Source organism: Cupriavidus pauculus, from assembly GCF_022179805.1.
Taxonomy (GTDB): domain Bacteria; phylum Pseudomonadota; class Gammaproteobacteria; order Burkholderiales; family Burkholderiaceae; genus Cupriavidus; species Cupriavidus pauculus_E.
The window spans coordinates 103,844-119,737 of record NZ_BPUO01000012.1 but is presented as its reverse complement, the minus strand read 5'-3'; the positions used below and the strand labels follow the sequence as shown (position 1 = coordinate 119,737).

The 15,894-nt window shown below is 68.2% G+C and carries 12 protein-coding genes; 2 read left to right on the top strand and 10 right to left on the bottom strand.

The features are described from left to right. Position 1: 1 nt before the first annotated feature. Genes cheB through MFF62_RS22910 form a run of 6 tightly spaced genes read right to left on the bottom strand, consistent with a single transcriptional unit; the run spans position 2 to position 7,389 of the window. Complete coding sequence (gene cheB, locus MFF62_RS22935; RefSeq protein ID WP_238265405.1) at positions 2–1,033, bottom strand: chemotaxis-specific protein-glutamate methyltransferase CheB; 1,032 nt, start codon at positions 1,031–1,033, stop codon at positions 2–4. Beyond that, positions 1,030–3,318 (bottom strand): hybrid sensor histidine kinase/response regulator, encoded by a 2,289-nt coding sequence (locus MFF62_RS22930; RefSeq protein ID WP_238265404.1) that lies wholly within the window; start codon positions 3,316–3,318, stop codon positions 1,030–1,032. Before MFF62_RS22930 ends, cheB begins: the two co-directional genes overlap by 4 nt. Continuing rightward, positions 3,315–4,034, bottom strand: a complete 720-nt coding sequence (locus tag MFF62_RS22925) for a chemotaxis protein CheW (RefSeq protein WP_238265403.1) — start codon at positions 4,032–4,034, stop codon at positions 3,315–3,317. Before MFF62_RS22925 ends, MFF62_RS22930 begins: the two co-directional genes overlap by 4 nt. Continuing rightward, complete coding sequence (locus tag MFF62_RS22920; protein WP_238265402.1) at positions 4,027–5,283, bottom strand: CheR family methyltransferase; 1,257 nt, start codon at positions 5,281–5,283, stop codon at positions 4,027–4,029. The genes MFF62_RS22925 and MFF62_RS22920 overlap by 8 nt, the downstream gene beginning before the upstream one ends. Continuing rightward, positions 5,280–5,744 (bottom strand): chemotaxis protein CheW, encoded by a 465-nt coding sequence (locus MFF62_RS22915; protein WP_238265401.1) that lies wholly within the window; start codon positions 5,742–5,744, stop codon positions 5,280–5,282. The genes MFF62_RS22920 and MFF62_RS22915 overlap by 4 nt, the downstream gene beginning before the upstream one ends. A gap of 25 nt (positions 5,745–5,769) precedes the next feature. After that, positions 5,770–7,389, bottom strand: coding sequence for a methyl-accepting chemotaxis protein (locus MFF62_RS22910; RefSeq protein WP_238265400.1), 1,620 nt, complete (start codon positions 7,387–7,389; stop codon positions 5,770–5,772). A gap of 288 nt (positions 7,390–7,677) precedes the next feature. Here MFF62_RS22910 and MFF62_RS22905 point away from each other — a divergent pair, with 288 nt between their 5' ends. Together MFF62_RS22905 and MFF62_RS22900 are read left to right on the top strand one after the other, a co-directional pair. Further along, positions 7,678–9,003: a putative bifunctional diguanylate cyclase/phosphodiesterase gene (locus tag MFF62_RS22905; protein WP_238265453.1), complete on the top strand. Its 1,326-nt coding sequence runs from the start codon at positions 7,678–7,680 to the stop codon at positions 9,001–9,003. Between the two features lie 251 nt (positions 9,004–9,254). Then, positions 9,255–11,849 (top strand): DUF6600 domain-containing protein, encoded by a 2,595-nt coding sequence (locus MFF62_RS22900; RefSeq protein WP_238265399.1) that lies wholly within the window; start codon positions 9,255–9,257, stop codon positions 11,847–11,849. Between the two features lie 179 nt (positions 11,850–12,028). On the opposite strand, the gene MFF62_RS22895 is transcribed toward MFF62_RS22900, so the two are convergent. The 4 genes from MFF62_RS22895 to MFF62_RS22880 form a co-directional block, all read right to left on the bottom strand. Next, the gene (locus MFF62_RS22895) at positions 12,029–13,201 is read right to left on the bottom strand and encodes an ABC transporter substrate-binding protein (protein WP_238265398.1); all 1,173 of its coding nucleotides are present in this window, start codon (positions 13,199–13,201) and stop codon (positions 12,029–12,031) included. 211 nt (positions 13,202–13,412) lie between these two features. Further along, on the bottom strand, positions 13,413–14,120 hold the full coding sequence (locus MFF62_RS22890) for an ABC transporter ATP-binding protein (RefSeq protein WP_238265397.1): 708 nt from the start codon (positions 14,118–14,120) through the stop codon (positions 13,413–13,415). Beyond that, on the bottom strand, positions 14,107–14,871 hold the full coding sequence (locus MFF62_RS22885; protein ID WP_238265396.1) for an ABC transporter ATP-binding protein: 765 nt from the start codon (positions 14,869–14,871) through the stop codon (positions 14,107–14,109). The genes MFF62_RS22890 and MFF62_RS22885 overlap by 14 nt, the downstream gene beginning before the upstream one ends. After that, on the bottom strand, positions 14,864–15,886 hold the full coding sequence (locus MFF62_RS22880; RefSeq protein WP_238265395.1) for a branched-chain amino acid ABC transporter permease: 1,023 nt from the start codon (positions 15,884–15,886) through the stop codon (positions 14,864–14,866). The genes MFF62_RS22885 and MFF62_RS22880 overlap by 8 nt, the downstream gene beginning before the upstream one ends. Between the last annotated feature and the right edge of the window lie 8 nt (positions 15,887–15,894).

Genomic DNA, 15,894 nt, shown 5'->3' with positions numbered 1-15,894 from the left:
CTTACCCCTTGCTTTTTGTTGGCTGCGGCGCGGCGAAAGCCCGCACGAGCCGCGGCGCGATGCGTGGCAGCGGCAGGATCTCGCACGCGGCGCCCAGCGCGGCGGCTGCCTTGGGCATGCCGTAGACCGCGCTTGTGGCCTGGTCCTGCGCGATGGTCAGGAAGCCGCGTTCGCGCATCGCCTTCAGGCCCTGGGCGCCGTCGCGTCCCATGCCGGTCAGCAGCACGCCAATGGCATCGCCGCGCCAGTGTTCCACCACGCTTTCGAAGAACACGTCGATCGACGGCCGGTACAGATAGTCGCCGGGCTCGGGCGTATAGGCCATGCGTGCGCCGGCCACCAGCCGCAGATGGTCGTTGGTGCCCGCCAGCAGCACGGTGCCGGCCTTCGGCGTTTCGTCGGCGCGCGCAATACGCACTGGCAGCAGACTTTGCGCGTCGAGCCATTCGGCCATGCCCTGGGCAAACGCTTCGTCCACGTGCTGCACGGCCACCACCGCCGCCTCGAATCCGGCGGGCAACGCACCCAACAGAGCGGCCAGCGCGGCGGGTCCGCCCGCCGATGCGCCGATGGCCACCAGACTTGGTGCGGCCGGTGCGGCCGATGCTGCCGCCAGCGTGTGCGGCACCCGCGCACGGCCCGCCAGCAGGCGCCCGATATTGCGGATCTTGCGCAGCAGCGGGCCGGCCTCCAACGTGGCGTCGGACTGGGTCAGCGTGGGCGTGTCGACTGCATCGATCGCGCCGTGGCCCATGGCGTCGAAGACCTGGTTGGCGTTGCGGCCCAGGTCCATGGTGACCACCACGATCGCGCACGGCGTGGCGGCCATGATGCGGCGCGTGGCTTCCACGCCGTCCATCTCGGGCATCAGCAGATCCATCAGGATCAGGTCCGGCGTCTGCGCCGCGGCCATCTGCACGCCCTGTTCCCCGTTGCCGGCGACCCAGACGATTTCCAGTGCGTTATCGAGCGCCAGCGCGCGCCGCAGTGCGGCCACGGCCAGCGCCGAGTCGTTGACGATGCCGATTCTCATGTACGTGCCTCGCCGATCAGGTCCCGCACGGCATCGAGCAGTGCGGTGTCATGAAAACTGCCCTTTGCCAGATAGTAGTCGGCACCGGCCTGCATGCCGCGCTCGCGATCCTGCTCGCGGTCCTTGTACGACACGATCATCACCGGCAACTGGGCCAGCCGCGCGTCGCCACGGATGCGCGTCACCAGCTCGATGCCATCCATGCGCGGCATGTCGACGTCGGTAATGATCAGGTCGAACGCCTCGGCGCGCAGTACGTTCCAGCCATCCATGCCGTCGACGGCCACGCTCACGTCGTAGCCGCGACCGGCCAGCAGCTTGCGTTCCAGTTCGCGCACCGTCAGCGAGTCGTCCACCACCAGCACGCGCTTGCGGCGCACGGCGGCGGTATCGCCGGTGGCCTGGCGCACACGCTCGATGCGGCCTTCGGAGACCAGCTTTTCCACGGAGCGCAGCATGTCCTCGACATCGAAGATCAGCACCGGCGTGCCGTCGTCGGTCAGGCTGCCGGCGGCGATATCCTTGATCTTGCCCAGTGCCTGCGCCAGCGGCTGCACTACCAGGATGCGCTCGCCGAGCAGGCGGTCGACGGCAATGCCATAGACGCGGTCCTGCTCGCCGATGATGACCACGGGCACGCTGTCGCCTTCGCGTGGCTGCTCGGGCCGCTGCAGGATCTGCGCGGCGCTGACCAGCCCCACGGGGCGGCCCTCGTGCCGGAAATGCTGGAGCCGCTCGGTCTGTTCGATCGCATCGCCCGGCACGGCCACCGCGCGCAGCACCAGGCCCAGCGGAAACGCATAGGCTTCGCCAGAGACTTCCACCAGTAGCGCACGGACGATGGACAGCGTCAGCGGTAGTTCCAGGTGAAAGTGCAGGCCGCTGCCGGGCTGCTGTGACAGCTTCAGGCTACCCCGCACGGCGCGTACCATGTCCTGCACGGCGTCCAGCCCCACGCCGCGGCCCGAGACTTCGGACACCGTCTCGCGCAGGCTGAAGCCGGGCAGCAGCAGGAATTCCAGCAGTTCGGCCTGCGACAGGCGCTCGGCGGTATCGATCTGTGCCAGCCCGCGGCGCACGATGGCCGCACGCAACGCGTCGAGGTCCACGCCCGCGCCGTCGTCGAAGATCTCGACTACCAGGCGGCCCGCGTTGTGCCGCGCCTGTAGCGTGATGCGGCCTTCCTCGGGCTTGCCCGCCGCGCGGCGCGCCTCGGGCGATTCGATGCCATGGTCCACCGCGTTGCGCAGCAGGTGCGCCAGCGGCGCATCGAGCTGCTCCAGGATGTCGCGGTCGACTTGCGTCTGCTCGCCCGACATCACCAGGTGAACGTGCTTGCCCAGGCTGCGTCCCAGGTCGCGCACCATGCGCGAGAAGCCGGTCATGCCGTCCGACAGCGGACGCATGCGGCACGACAGCGCGGTGTCGTAGAGCCGCCGCGACAGGCGGCTGGCGCGATGGTCGTACTGGTCGAAATCGTCGACGCGCTGGCTGAGCTGGTCATGGCCATCTTCCAGCAACTGGCGCAATTCGGTCAGCGCGGCGCGCATGCGCGGCACCGAGCCGTCGGGCGAATCGAGCAGCGTCTGCACGCCATCGAGGGCCTGCAGCGCGCGCATCTGCTGGCGGCGCGTCTGCTGCATGGCGCTGCCGAACGGGCGCAGCCAATGCGATTCGACCATCGCCTCGCCGGCCATGGCCAACAGGCGGTCGAGCCGGTCGGCGTTGACGCGCAGCATCCGCTCCTGGGTCTCGGCGGCGGGCTCGCGCGTGAGTTCGGGCGCCTGTTCGGGCGCCGGATCGGATGGCGCTACGGGCGCCGCATCGGGGACGGCCAGGCGCGCGGGCATCGGTGCCGCAGGCGGCTCGATGTCGCCGCCGCCCAGCAGGCGCTCCATGCGCGCGATCCACGTGTCGATCTCGGCGCGGCCGTCCTGCTCGGGCCAGTTCAGGTTGCCGTCGGGCGGATGGCCGATACGCTGCAGCAGGTCGGTGCCCTGCAGCAGCGTATCGATATGGGCCGGTGCCAGCACGATGCCGCCACGCTGCGCGGCCACCAGGCAATCTTCCATGACGTGCGCCACGCGCACGCCACCGTCGAGCCCGACGATGCGCGCGGCGCCCTTGAGCGAGTGGGCCGCGCGCATGCACGCTTCCAGGTGCGTGGCGGCGGTGGGGTCGCGTTCGAGCGCAAGCAGGCCGACGTTCAGTACCTCTGCCTGCGCGTCGGCTTCGAGCGCGAACAGATCCAGCATCGAGGCATCGCGCAACTGTTCGGGATTCATGCCAGGCTCCGCGACAGGGCCTGGCGCAGCAGGTCCGCATCGAGCAGGCCCACGCTGTGGCCGGCGTGTTCGAACAACGCTTGCGTGTAGCGGGCCGACGCGCGCGTGAGCGTGGCCGGTAGCGGCAGCAGCGCCCGGCTAGGCACGTGTTCGACGCCCGCGACTTCGGCCACCGGCAGCGCAATGGCATTGCGGCCTTGTCCCAGGATCAGGAAGCGCGTGGCCTGTGCGCTCTCACCCTCGGCGGCGGCGCCGAACAGCAGGGCCAGCGACACGCAGGTCAGCAGCGTGCCGCGTATCGGCGCCACGCCGATCAATGCCGCATGGCGCCGGTGCGGCAGCGAATGCACGGGCGCTGGCGCCGTGACTTCACCGAGCGCGGCAGTGGGCAGCGCCAGCCATTCGTCGGCCACGCGGAAGATCAGCAGCGACTGGCCGGCGGCGCGATCGACCGCGCAGGTGGCGGTGTCGGTGGCGCCAACGCGTGTGAGCTGGGTCTGGTCGGTGCCGTCCCACAACTTGCCGGCGGAAAGCGAATCGAGCACGGTCACGGCGGCCTGCGCGTAGACCGGGCAGTTGCGGCAGCGCAGATGCGTGACCAGTTCGGGGCAGGAGCGGTCGCCGCCGGTGCCGATGCGGCGCCAGCAGTCGTACACGGTGCCGGCGCCAAGGCCGGGCAGCGTGGAAGGGGCGTGGTGGATGATGGAATCAGCCATGGCTCAGTCGGGCATGACGCTGGGCGCGTTCGCGCAGGCGATGGGCGCCGGATGCATCGCCTTCGCTGTCGAGCAATGCCGCCAGATGGTAGAGCGCTTCTTCATGGCCCGGATTCAGATAGACCGCCTTGCGATAGGCGGCGTGGGCATCGGCAATCTGGCCGGCAGCGTCGTGCAGCACGCCCAGCAGGCACCAGCCGTCGGCCGACGATTGATGCTCGGTCAGATATTGGCGGCACGCGGCCGTGGCGGCGTCGAGTTCGCCACGGTCAGCCATGGCCGAGATCGACGCCAGCGGGTTGGCCGGCGCTGCCGGCGGCATCGGGCGCGCCAGCGGGGCGCGTGCGGGGCGTGGTGCCGGTGTCATCGGCGCGGGCATCGCGCGCGAAGTAGGTGCGGCGGGCTTCCACGCGGACGGCGCGGGCGCGGTGGGCCTGCCCGGCGACGGGGCCGGATGGAACGCGAATGCCAGCGGCACGCCGGCGCTGGCCAGCCCCTCGCGGGTCAGCAGGCTGGCTTCGGCCGGGCCGACGAACAGCAGGCCGTCCGGATCGGTCAGCCGGCGCAGGGTCTGCACCGCGCGCTGCTGGGTGACCGGGTCGAAGTAGATCAAAAGGTTGCGGCAGAAGACGAAATGGTAGGGCGCCTCGCTGGCCAGCAGGTCGGACGCCATCAGGTTGCCTTGCAGCAGCCGCACCTGGCCGCGCACTTTCTCGGACAACTGGTAGCCAGTGGGCGCCGGGCTGAAATAGCGGTCGCGGAAATCGAGCGGTGCGCCACGGAACGCGTTGCCGCCATAGATACCCAGGCGGGCGCGCTCCAGCGCGCGGGCGCTGACGTCGACGGCGTCCACACGGAAGCGGTCCGGATGCAAACCAGCGTCGAACAGCGCCATGGCAATCGAATAGGGTTCCTCGCCGGTGGAGCAGGGCACGCTGAGCACGCGCAGCATGCGTTCGCCGTCGCCAAATACGCGCTGCGCGGCAAAGCGCCCCAGCGCCAGCAGCGCCTCGCGGTGCCGGAAGAACCAGGTCTCGGGCACCACCACGGCTTCGATCAGTGCCTGGAGTTCGTCGGGTACCGCGTGCAGCAGGTTCCAGTAGGCGGACGGATCGCGGGCGCCCACGGCCAGCCGGCGTTCTTCCACCGCGCGCGCGATCACCGCCGGCCCGATGGCGGCTGCGTCCAGGCCGATGCGCTCCTTGAGCAGCGCCTCGATCTGGGTGGGAGGATGGGGCAGGTCCGTCATGCGGGGTTTGCCTCGGGAAACAGCAGCGTGTGTACGGCGTCGGGCAGCAGTTCGGCCACGCGCACCCATTGCACCAGGCCGCGCGGATCATGGCGTACCGGCCCCAGGTAACGCGCCTGGCCCGGATCGATCCCGCCATCGACAAATGAATCGGGGCTGCAGCGCAGGGTGTCGGTGGCGTATTCGAGCCGCAGCGCCAGCAGTCGCGGGTCCGCGCCGGGGCGGCGGTAGTGCACCAGCACGGTCCGGGTGCTGGTGCGCGCGGCGGCCGGCTCGCCCGTGGCCAGCGCGGTCACATCGATCACCGGCACGGGCCGCCCTTGCCGCACCATCAGGCCGCTGACCCATGCCGGGGCACCGGGAATCCGCTTGGTGGCGGTCAGCGGCAGCACCTCGGCAATCTCCGCGCTGTCCAGCGCGTAGAAATCGGGGCCGATGCGGAACAGCAGGAAGAGCGCCATGGCGGAGGAGCGGCTTTTGGTCCGCTCAGACCTTGAAGCGGGACACGCCGCTACGCAGTTCGTTAGCTACCAGCGTCAGTTCGTCGATGGCCTGGCCCGACTGGCGCAGCGATTCCACGGTTTGCTGGGCAGCCTCGGACAACTGCATCAGCGCCTGGTTGATCTGTTCGGCACCGCCGGCCTGGGCCTGCATGCCTTCATTGACCATCTGCACGCGCGGCGCCAGCGACTGCACCTGGCCGATGATCTGCGACAGCTGGTCGCCCACCTGGGTGACCTCCGACATGCCGCGCCGCACTTCCTCGGAGAACTTGTCCATGCCCATCACGCCGGCGGACACCGCCGACTGGATCTCGCGCACAATCTGCTCGATGTCGTAGGTGGCCACGGCGGTCTGGTCTGCCAGGCGGCGGATCTCGGTGGCCACCACGGAGAACCCGCGGCCGTACTCGCCGGCCTTCTCGGCCTCGATCGCGGCATTCAGGGACAGCAGGTTGGTCTGGTCGGCCACCCGGGCGATGGTCGTCACCACCTGGTTGATATTGCCGGCCTTCTCGTTGAGCGTGGCCAGCCGGGCGTTGACCGAACCGGCGGCGTCCATCACATGGTGCATGGTGGCTTCCATGCGCGACAGCCCCACCTGGCCCGTGCCGGCCAGGCCGGCGGTCTGGTCGGCTGCGTGCGACACCTCGTTCATGGTGCGTACGAGGTCGCGCGAGGTCGCCGCGATCTCGCGCGACGTGGCGCCGATCTGCGTGGTGGTGGCGGCCGTCTCGGTGGCCGTGGCCTGCTGCTGGCGCGCCGTGGCGGCAATTTCGTTGACCGATGTGGTGACCTGGATGGCCGACCGTTGTGCCTGCCCCACCAGCGACGTCAGCTCGCCCGCCATCTGGTTGAAGCCTTCCTCCACCGCCTGGAATTCGTCGCGGCGGTTCAGGTTCATGCGCTGGCGCATGTCGCCGCCGCGCATCGTCGTCAGCAGCGATACGATCGACCGCATCGGCACGTTGATGGCCCGCAGCAGCATGAAGCCGCAGACCAAGGCCGCCAGCAGCGCGATAGCCAGCGCCACCTCGATGCCGACCTTGGCCGCGCTGACCGCATGGTCGATGCCGGCTGCCGCGTGCTCGTTGACCAGGTTGTTGTCGTCCACCAGGTGCTGCAGCGCCTTGCGGCCCTCGATCCAGATGTCGTGGATATTGCCGCGCAGCGCGGCTTCGGCCGTCGGCACGTCCTTCCAGCGGGTTGGATCCGTATAGACCTGCGCAGCCTGATCGTATTTGGCGCGAAGTTCCTTGAACGCGTTGAAACGCACACGATCTTCCTCGCGGGCAATCGTGTCCTCGTAGCCTTTCTGGAGCTTGTCGAAGCGCTGGGTGGCATCCTGGACCTGGGCCAGCACCCGGGCGCGGTGGCTGCTGTCGGGATCGGTCACGGTCTGCCATCCCAGCACGTAGAACTCGCCCCAGATGCCGCGCATGCCGGCGCTGTAGCGCAGGCCGGGCAGGGCGTCGGTGCGCATCACGTTGGCTTCGTGCTCGATGGCGGACAGGCGGTTGTAGGCCACCACGCCCATCAGCGCCATGACCAGCAGGATGAAGGTGAAGCTTGCCAGGATGCGCGTGCGCAGGGTCCAGTGGGTCACGGTCGGTGCGGTTTCTCGTTGGGCGGACGGCCATGCGGGCGGCACTGGGCTTGGCCGTCGGGCCAGGGGCCCACCGGACCGGGGGGTATTCCTCGATTGGGTGGTGGGCGTTTGCGGCGTAGGGTACTGTAACGTCCGGGCCATTTCAACGGCGGACGATTTCCCGCCAGCGGGCGCCGTTGCGCGCTGGCGGCGTCAATTTGAAGCGCTTGCTTTTTTCAAGGTTTTCGTCACACTTGCCAAATAGCTTGAGCGGGGAACATGTTCATCACAACTGATAGGGCAGGGATGGTGGCCAAGTCGGAGGCACAGGCGACTGGCGCCTTGCCGCCAGCGGATCTTGATCCGCTGACCGGCGTGGTCGTCCGCCAGGCATTCTTGAAGCGGGTCGAGGCGCGTCTTCTTGGCGAGGCGACGCCCCGTTTCGCCCTGTTGCTGGTGGGCATCGACGACTTTCGCGCGTTCAACGACATGCACGGCCATCTGGAAGGCGACACGATCCTCCAGCACGTGGCCCGCCGCCTGCGCGACGCCTCGCCGCGCGATGCCGTGGTTGGCCGGGTGGGTGGCGACGAATTCGGCGTGCTGCTGACCTCGATTTCCGACCCGACGCTGGTGCGCCATGTCAGTGCAGCCATCCTGTCGATGCTGTCGGCTCCCTACGAACTCAATGGCAACCGGCACCACGTGCTGGCCAGCCTGGGCGCCTGCGTGATGCCGGCCGGCGGCGATTCCACGGCCGACGTGGTGGCGGCGGCCAGCCTGGCGCTGGCCCGGGCCAAGCACGACGGCGGCCGCACGATCCGGTTCTTCAAGCCGCAGATGCGCACCGACGTGACGACGCGCCTGTCGCTCGTCCAGGCGTTGCGCGAAGCCTACGCCCAACGACAGTTTGAATTGCTGTACCAGCCGCAGGTGGACCTGCGCGACGGCCGCGTGGTGGGGGCCGAGGCGCTGATGCGCTGGCGCCATCCCACGCTGGGCCTGCTGACGCCGGCCGCGTTCATCGACGCGCTGGCCGCCAGCAGCGTGGCCGCCGACGTGGGCATGTGGCTGCTGCACACGGCCTGTGCCCAGGCCCGGGCATGGTCGCTGACGTTTCCCGATGCGCCGCGCGTGGCGATCAACCTGTTCGCGGCCCAACTGGCCGAAAGCCGGCTGTTGACCGAGGTTCGGCACGTGTTGCGCGCGCTGGAGCTGCCGGCCGACCGTCTGGAGATCGAAATCACCGAGACCATCGCCCTGCAGCAGGGCGACGAGGTGTCGGACCAGCTCCAGGCGTTGCGCCGCGATGGCGTGACGCTGACGTGCGACGACTTTGGCACCGGCTACGCGTCGCTGAGTTTCCTGAAGACCTTCCCGGTGGATCGGCTCAAGATCGACCAGTCGTTTATCCGCAACGTCACCCAGGACAATGTGGATGCCGCCATCGTGCGGTCGGTGATCAGCGTCGGCCAGAGCCTGCAGATCGGCGTGGTGGCCGAAGGCGTGGAAACCCGCGAACAGCGCGACTTCCTGCTGGCCAACGGCTGCGTGGAGGCGCAAGGCTATCTTTACGGCCGCCCGATGCCGGCCGACCGGCTGACCGACTTCCTGCGCAACCAGCCGCGCTAGGGCTTGTACCAGGCGCGGTGCTGCGACGCAGCATTGGCCGCCAACAGGCCCGTATCGAGGCCATTTCCCCAGTCATCTGCAAGATTTGTATCCGCCTTTGTCTCGCAAGCCGTGGCGGGTGGGCGCGGAAATAAGTGCTTACAAAGTGTGGTGCACAGATCGGTCTTTCCGCCGTTATCCGATATACGGTGGCAAGCGGGTGCGTGCCGCCATGGTCGCCGGCACGGCCCGCCGGACTCAGGTAATTGATCATGCAACCCCGTCATCGTTTCGCGCGTGTGCCCGCCGCCCTGGCCCTGGTCGCGCTGTTTTCCCAGGGCCTGGCCCTGGCGCAGGACTACAACCCCGGCTACAGCCAGGGCTACAACCCCGGCGTGCCACCCGGCTATGCCGGGCAGGACCTGGCCGATGCCAACGTGCTGGGCGATCCGTCCGCGATGGCGGCCGATCCGCCAGCCCGCATCGCCACTGTCACCGACATGGCCGGCGGACTCAGCTTCGCGCCGGCGGGCTCCGACGAATGGGCGGCGGTGGGGCTGAACCGGCCGCTCACCACGGGCGACCGCATCTGGGTAGACCCGGGCGGCCGCGCCGAACTGCATGCCGGCACCACGGCGGTGCGTCTGGGCGGCGGTACGGCCGCCACGATCCTGAACCTTGACGACCGCGCGACCCAGGTCAAGCTGACCCAGGGCTCGCTGCAACTGCGCGTGCGGTCGCTGCCGGCCGACCAGCAGGTAGAGGTAGATACGCCGAACCTGGCTTTCGTGCCGCGCGAACCCGGTGACTACCGGATCGACGTCGCGCCCGACGGCACCACCACGCTCGTGACCATGCGGCACGGCAGCGCCGTGCTGTACGGCGATTCGCGCTCGGTTGAACTGACCCGCGGCCAGCGCATGCGGTTTGCCGGGACCGACCTGGCCGATGCGGGACCGGGCAGCTATCCGCCCCCCGACGGTTTCGATCAATGGACGGCGGCCCGCGACGCGCGTGAGGATGCCTCGCCGTCCGCACGCTACGTGCCGCCCGATATGACCGGCTACACGGCGCTGGACGACTATGGCGACTGGCAGCAGGACCCCGGCTACGGCGCGGTGTGGTTTCCGCGCGCCGTGTCGGCCGGCTGGGCCCCGTACAGCGCGGGCCACTGGGCCTGGGTGGCGCCGTGGGGCTGGACGTGGATCGACGATGCGCCGTGGGGCTTCGCGCCGTCGCACTACGGGCGCTGGGCGCATTTCGGCAACCGTTGGGGCTGGGTGCCGGGGCCGGTGGCGGTTCGGCCCTGCTACGTGCCGGCCGTGGTCGGCTTTATCGGCGGCACATCGATCCGCATCGGCGGCGGTCCGGGCGTGGCCTGGTATCCGCTGGGGCCGCGTGACACGTACCGCCCTGTGTATCGGGCCAGCCCACACTACGTGACGCGTATCAACAACATCACGGTCAACAACACGTGGATGCGCGGCGGCGACCGCGATCGCTGGGTGAACCGCAATGTGCCGGGCGCGATCTCGGGCATGCCGTCGCGCAACTTCGTCGAGGGCCGCCCCGTACCGCGTGGCAGCTACCGCGACGAGTGGCGCCATATCCCGGCGGGCGAGAATCGCGGCGGCCCGATCATCGCGCCGGTCAAGTCGAGCCTGATCGGTGGCGATGCACGGCCGCACGGCGTGCCGCCGATGGCGCGGCAGGGTTTCGACCGCCAGGCCATTGCGGCGCATCCGCCCGGACGGGTTGGCGCCGACGACCTGGCGCGCCGTTTTGCCCGCGAGGGCGGAACGGCCGGCGCGGGCCAGCCATGGCGCGGTCCGGCGCCCGGTGCGGACAACCGTGGCAACAACCGCGGGGACGACGGACGACGCCACCCGCAGCCGGCACAGGGCATGTCCTGGCAGCCCGATGTGCGCATGAGCCAGGCCGCCCAGGCGGGACGCGGACCAGGGCAACGGGGCGACTCGCTGCGCAACGGTGTGTCCGATGCGCAGCGCCAGCAGTTCGAGCAGCAACGCCAGATGCAGGACCAGCAACGGCAGACTGCGGACGCGCAGCGCCAGCAACAGCAGGCGCTGCAGCGGCAGATGAACGACCAGCAACGCCAGATGCAGGACCAGCAGCGGCAGACGCAGGACCTGCAGCGCCGCCAGCAGTTCGAGCAGCAGCGTCAGCTTGACGACCAGCGGCGTGATGCGATGAACCGCCAGCAGTTCGACCAGCAGCGCCAGGCCCAGGAGCGGCAGCAGCAGGATTTGCAGCGGCAGGCCCAGGATCGCCAGCGGCAGTTCGACCAGCAGCGCCAGGCCCAGGAACGCCAGCAGCAGGACACGCAGCGGCAGGCCCAGGATCGTCAGCGACAGTTCGACCAGCAGCAGCGCCAGGCGCAGGAGCGGCAGCAGCAGGATATGCAGCGGCAGGCCCAGGATCGTCAACGGCAGTTCGATCAGCAGCGTCAGGCGCAGGACCAGCAGCGGCAGTTACAGGAGCAGCAACGCCAGCAGATGGACCAGCAGCGCCAGCAGGCCGCCCAGCGGCAGCAACTGGAGCAGGCCCGCCAGTTCCAGGAACAGCAGCGTCAGCAGTTCGAGCAGCAGCGGCAGCAGGCCATGCAGCGCCAGCAGCAGATGGAGCAACAGCGCCAGATGCAGGAACAGCAGCGGCGCGTGCAGGAACAACAGCAGCAACAACAGCAGCAACAACAACAACAGCACCAGCAGCGCCAGGCGCAGGAGCAGCAGCGGCAGTTCCAGGAACAGCAGCGCCAGCAGCAGGACCACCAGCGCCAGGAACAGCAGCGCCAGCAGCAGCAACAGCAACGCGCGCAGCAGGCGCGCAACGAAGAGCGGCGCTGACGCACGGGGCTTCGGGAAGGACAAAGGGCGTCCGGTTGTGCCGGACGCCCTTCGTTTCTCTCCACTACGATTTTTTTTGTTGACTGCCACTTCGATGCTGGCTGCCCGCCAGCGGGGTAACGCCCCCTCCGCCTCTCTCTCTCTCTCTTGCTCTTTCCCGGTCTCTGGTACTGCCGTGCTTACTTGGCCAGTTCGGACAGGCGCACCGGTTCGATCTTGCCCTTCTGCACCCAGCCCACCACGGTATCGGCCACCGAGCCGCCCTTGGCGTCGATGCCCTCGACCTCGTTCGGATTCACGTCCTTGGGCAGTGCCTTCATGGCATCGGGCATCTTGGCGCGGATCGCGGTGGCGTCGGTGGTGGTGCCGGCCAGCTTCATCGCATTGGCCAGCGCCCAGGTCATGGTGTAGTTCAGCGACATTTCTGTGGTCGCATCGCGGCCGTCGTGCAGCTTCTTGTAGCGGGCGTTGTAGGCCTGCGCCACCGGACGCGCATCGTTGACCAGCGGCATCACGCCGATGGAGCCTTCCAGCATGCCCAGGCCGCTGGTGATCTTGGCCATTTCATCCATCTTGGCCTGGTCCATGATGATGAAGCCGCCCTTGAAGCCCAGTTCGCGCGCCTGCTTGACCACCAGGGCCGTCGGCTCGGACGGGCCACCCACGAACATCACGTCCGGCTTTTCCGCGATGGCACGGGAGACGCCGGTATAGAAGTCCGTGGCTTTGGTGTAGGACATCGGAATGTTGCCCACCACCTTGCCACCCGCACCTTCCCAGGCCGGCACGAACGCCTGCACCCATGCCTTGGCGTAGTCGTGGTCGGCCGGCACCATCGCCACGTTCTTGCCGTAGCGCTTCATCTGCGCCTTGATGAACGGCTCGATGTAGCCGGTGTAGGCCGGCGGGATGCGGATGGTGAGCTTGTTGCCGGCGTCGGTGATGCGCGGCACGCTCGAATAGGCCATGACCAGGAATTTCTCCTGCTCGTTGAATGCCTGCAGCGCGAAGATGCCACCCGAGTGCGGCACGAACACGGCCGGGGTCTTGTGCTGCTGCACCAGGCGGCGCGCGTTGATGGCGGCTTCGGCGGGCGCGTACTTGTCGTCCAGCGCCACCACTTCGAGCTTCACCTTCTTGCCGCTGACCTGCAGGCCGCTGGCATTGATCTCGTCCACGGCCATCTGGATGCCGGACAGCACGTTCTTGCCATACAGCGCGGCGCCGCCCGACAGCGGACCGGTGTAGCCGATCTTGACCACTTCCTGCGCCAGAGCCGGCGACGATGCGATGCAGGCAGCCGCGGCGCACGCGGCCAGCGTGAAGAAACGACCCAACGTCTTGTGTTGCATGTGCTGTCTCCTTTGGATTTTATGACTGCGCTTTTTCCATCTCGCTGTTTCTAGCTCCCCTCTCCCGCGGCGCGGGAGAGGGGTTGGGGGTGAGGGCAGGCCTGTGCTATGTCGAAGCGTTTGCCAGGACGAAACGCTTGCCCTCTCCCCCGCCCCTCTCCCGGTGGGAGAGGGGAGAAAGTCAAAACAAAAACAAAATCACAAACACAAATCAACCGCCGATGTACGCGCGTCGCACGCCTTCGTCCTTCAGCAGTGTGTCGCGGTCGCCTTCCATCACGATGCGGCCGCTTTCGATCACATAGGCGCGGTGGGCGATGCTCAGGGCCGCATAGGCGTTCTGTTCGGCCAGCAGCACCGTGGTGCCGGCGCGGTTGATGCGCTGGATCACCTCGAACATCTGCTTCACCACCAGCGGCGCCAGGCCCAGCGAAGGTTCGTCCAGCAGCAGCGTGCGCGGCCGCCCCATCAGCGCGCGGCCCAGCGCCACCATCTGCTGTTGTCCGCCCGACAGCGAGCCGGCCGGATCGTCCTTCTTCTGGCGCAGGATCGGAAACATCTCGTAGACCTCTTCCAGCGTCTTGCGGATGCCCGCGCGGTCGCGCCGATGCACGTAGGCGCCAAGCGTGAGGTTCTTCTCCACGGTCATGGCCGGAAACAGCTTGCGGCCCTCGGGGCAATGCACCAGCCCGGCCTGCACGATCTGCGACGGCTTCATGCCGCCCAGTTCGCGGCCGTCAAAGCGCATGCTGCCGCCGCTGGTGCGATGGATGCCGCTCATGGCCAGGAAGATCGAGCTCTTGCCGGCGCCGTTGGCACCCAGCAGCACCACGAGTTCGCCGGGTTTGGCGTGCAGCGTGATGTTGTCCAGCGCGCGGAAGCTGCCGTACGACAGCGAGACGCGTTCAAGCTGCAACATGGTCGGCTCCCAGGTAGGCTTCGATGACGCGCGGGTCCTGCTGGATCTGCGCGGGCGTGCCCTCGGCAATCTTTTCGCCGTAGTTGAGCACCATGATCTTGTCGGCCAGCCGCATGATCATGTCCATCTTGTGTTCGATCAGGCAGACCGTCTTGCCATGGCGCACCATCTTACGGATCAGTTCGGCCAGGCCCACGGTTTCCTCGGGATTCACGCCGCCGGCCGGTTCGTCGAGCAGCAGCACGTCGGGTTCGGTGGTCAGCGCCAGCGCAAAGGCCACACGCTTGCGGGCTTCCTGCGTGATGTCGGCGGCCACTTCATGCGCCAGATGCGACAGGCCCACGAAATCCAGCGCGGCCTCGGCTTTCTCGCGGCACAGCTTTTCTTCCTCGCGCAGGCGACGCGAGTTGAACAGCACGTCGGCCAGCCCGGAATGCGTGCGCAGGCGGTGGCCCACGATCAGGTTGTCCAGCACCGTGGCGCGGTCGAACAGCGCCGTGGCCTGAAACGTGCGGGCCACGCCAAGCCGGGCGATCTGGTCCGCGCGCAGCCCGGCCACGTCCTGGCCCTTGAACACGATCTGGCCCGAGGTGGGCGCGTGCGTGCCGGCGATCAGGTTGAAGAACGTGGTCTTGCCCGCGCCGTTGGGGCCGATGATGGCGTTGATATGGCCCGTCTCCAGCGTCACGGAGACGTCGTGCACTGCGGTCAGGCCGCCAAACTTCTTCGTCAGGTTGCGGATCTCAAGCATTCTCGGCTCCCGGGCGAGTGGTGGCGATTGGTTGGGCGTTGCGTGCGGCGGCCATCTGGCCACGGCGCTGCGCGGCGGCGCGGCGGGCCTGGCGCTTGAGGTACGACCCGACGATGCCGTCCGGCACGAAGATGATCAGCAGGATCAGCACCGGCCCGAACACCAGCATGCGGTAGTCCTGCAGGAACTGCAGCGTCTGCGTGACCCACGGCACCAGCACCGCGCCCAGCAGCGGCCCAAGCAGCGTGCCCGTGCCACCCACCAGCATCGACATCACCATGTCGAACGTGAGGTCGGTGCGGGCGATGTCCGGCCCCAGGAAACGCACCTGGCCGGCGTAGAGCGCGCCGGCAAAGCCGGCATAGGCCACCGACAGCACGAACGACAGCACCTTGGTGCGCATGAGGTTGATGCCAAGCGCCTCGGCCAGCGCGTCGCTGTTGCGCACGGCCATGAAGCTGCGGCCCAGCAGCGAGCCGACGATGCGGTGCATCACGAACGTGCCGATGACCAGGAAAAACAGCACCAGGTAGTACTGCGCCTGCACGCTGTCGAACGTGATGGGGCCGATCGCGGCCGGTACCGGAATGCCGATCAGGCCCACCGCGCCGTGGGTCAGACCTTCCCACTTCTCGATCACGAGATAGATGATGTAGCCCACGCAGAGCGTGAAGATCGAGAAGTAGTGGCCCTTCAGACGCAGCGACACCACGCCGATTACCACGCCCAGCAGCATGCAGACCACGCCGGACAGCGCGAACGCGAGCCAGAACGGCAACTGATGATCGACGGTGAGGATGCCCAGCGTGTACGCGCCAATGGCCATGAAGCCGCCGTGCGCGAGGTTGAGCTGGCCGGTGTAGCCGGTCAGCAGGTTCAGGCCCAGCGTGGCGATGGCGGTGATGAACGCCAGCGTCATCACGGTCAGGAAGTAGCTGTTGGGAACGGCCAGCGGAAACGCGATGGCGGCGGCCAGCAGCAGCATCCAGCCCGTCTTGCCTTGCAGTGCTTTCATGTCGGTGT

What these genes read in the sequence shown, in the direction of transcription:
- MFF62_RS22900 (WP_238265399.1), top strand. Translation starts at nt 9,255, where the DNA reads ATGCAACCCCGTCATCGTTTCGCGCGTGTGCCCGCCGCCCTGGCCCTG.
- MFF62_RS22880 (WP_238265395.1), bottom strand. Translation starts at nt 15,886, where the DNA reads ATGAAAGCACTGCAAGGCAAGACGGGCTGGATGCTGCTGCTGGCCGCC.
- MFF62_RS22895 (WP_238265398.1), bottom strand. Translation starts at nt 13,201, where the DNA reads ATGCAACACAAGACGTTGGGTCGTTTCTTCACGCTGGCCGCGTGCGCC.
- cheB (WP_238265405.1), bottom strand. Translation starts at nt 1,033, where the DNA reads ATGAGAATCGGCATCGTCAACGACTCGGCGCTGGCCGTGGCCGCACTG.
- MFF62_RS22885 (WP_238265396.1), bottom strand. Translation starts at nt 14,871, where the DNA reads ATGCTTGAGATCCGCAACCTGACGAAGAAGTTTGGCGGCCTGACCGCA.
- MFF62_RS22915 (WP_238265401.1), bottom strand. Translation starts at nt 5,744, where the DNA reads ATGGCGCTCTTCCTGCTGTTCCGCATCGGCCCCGATTTCTACGCGCTG.
- MFF62_RS22890 (WP_238265397.1), bottom strand. Translation starts at nt 14,120, where the DNA reads ATGTTGCAGCTTGAACGCGTCTCGCTGTCGTACGGCAGCTTCCGCGCG.
- MFF62_RS22905 (WP_238265453.1), top strand. Translation starts at nt 7,678, where the DNA reads ATGGTGGCCAAGTCGGAGGCACAGGCGACTGGCGCCTTGCCGCCAGCG.
- MFF62_RS22930 (WP_238265404.1), bottom strand. Translation starts at nt 3,318, where the DNA reads ATGAATCCCGAACAGTTGCGCGATGCCTCGATGCTGGATCTGTTCGCG.
- MFF62_RS22920 (WP_238265402.1), bottom strand. Translation starts at nt 5,283, where the DNA reads ATGACGGACCTGCCCCATCCTCCCACCCAGATCGAGGCGCTGCTCAAG.
- MFF62_RS22925 (WP_238265403.1), bottom strand. Translation starts at nt 4,034, where the DNA reads ATGGCTGATTCCATCATCCACCACGCCCCTTCCACGCTGCCCGGCCTT.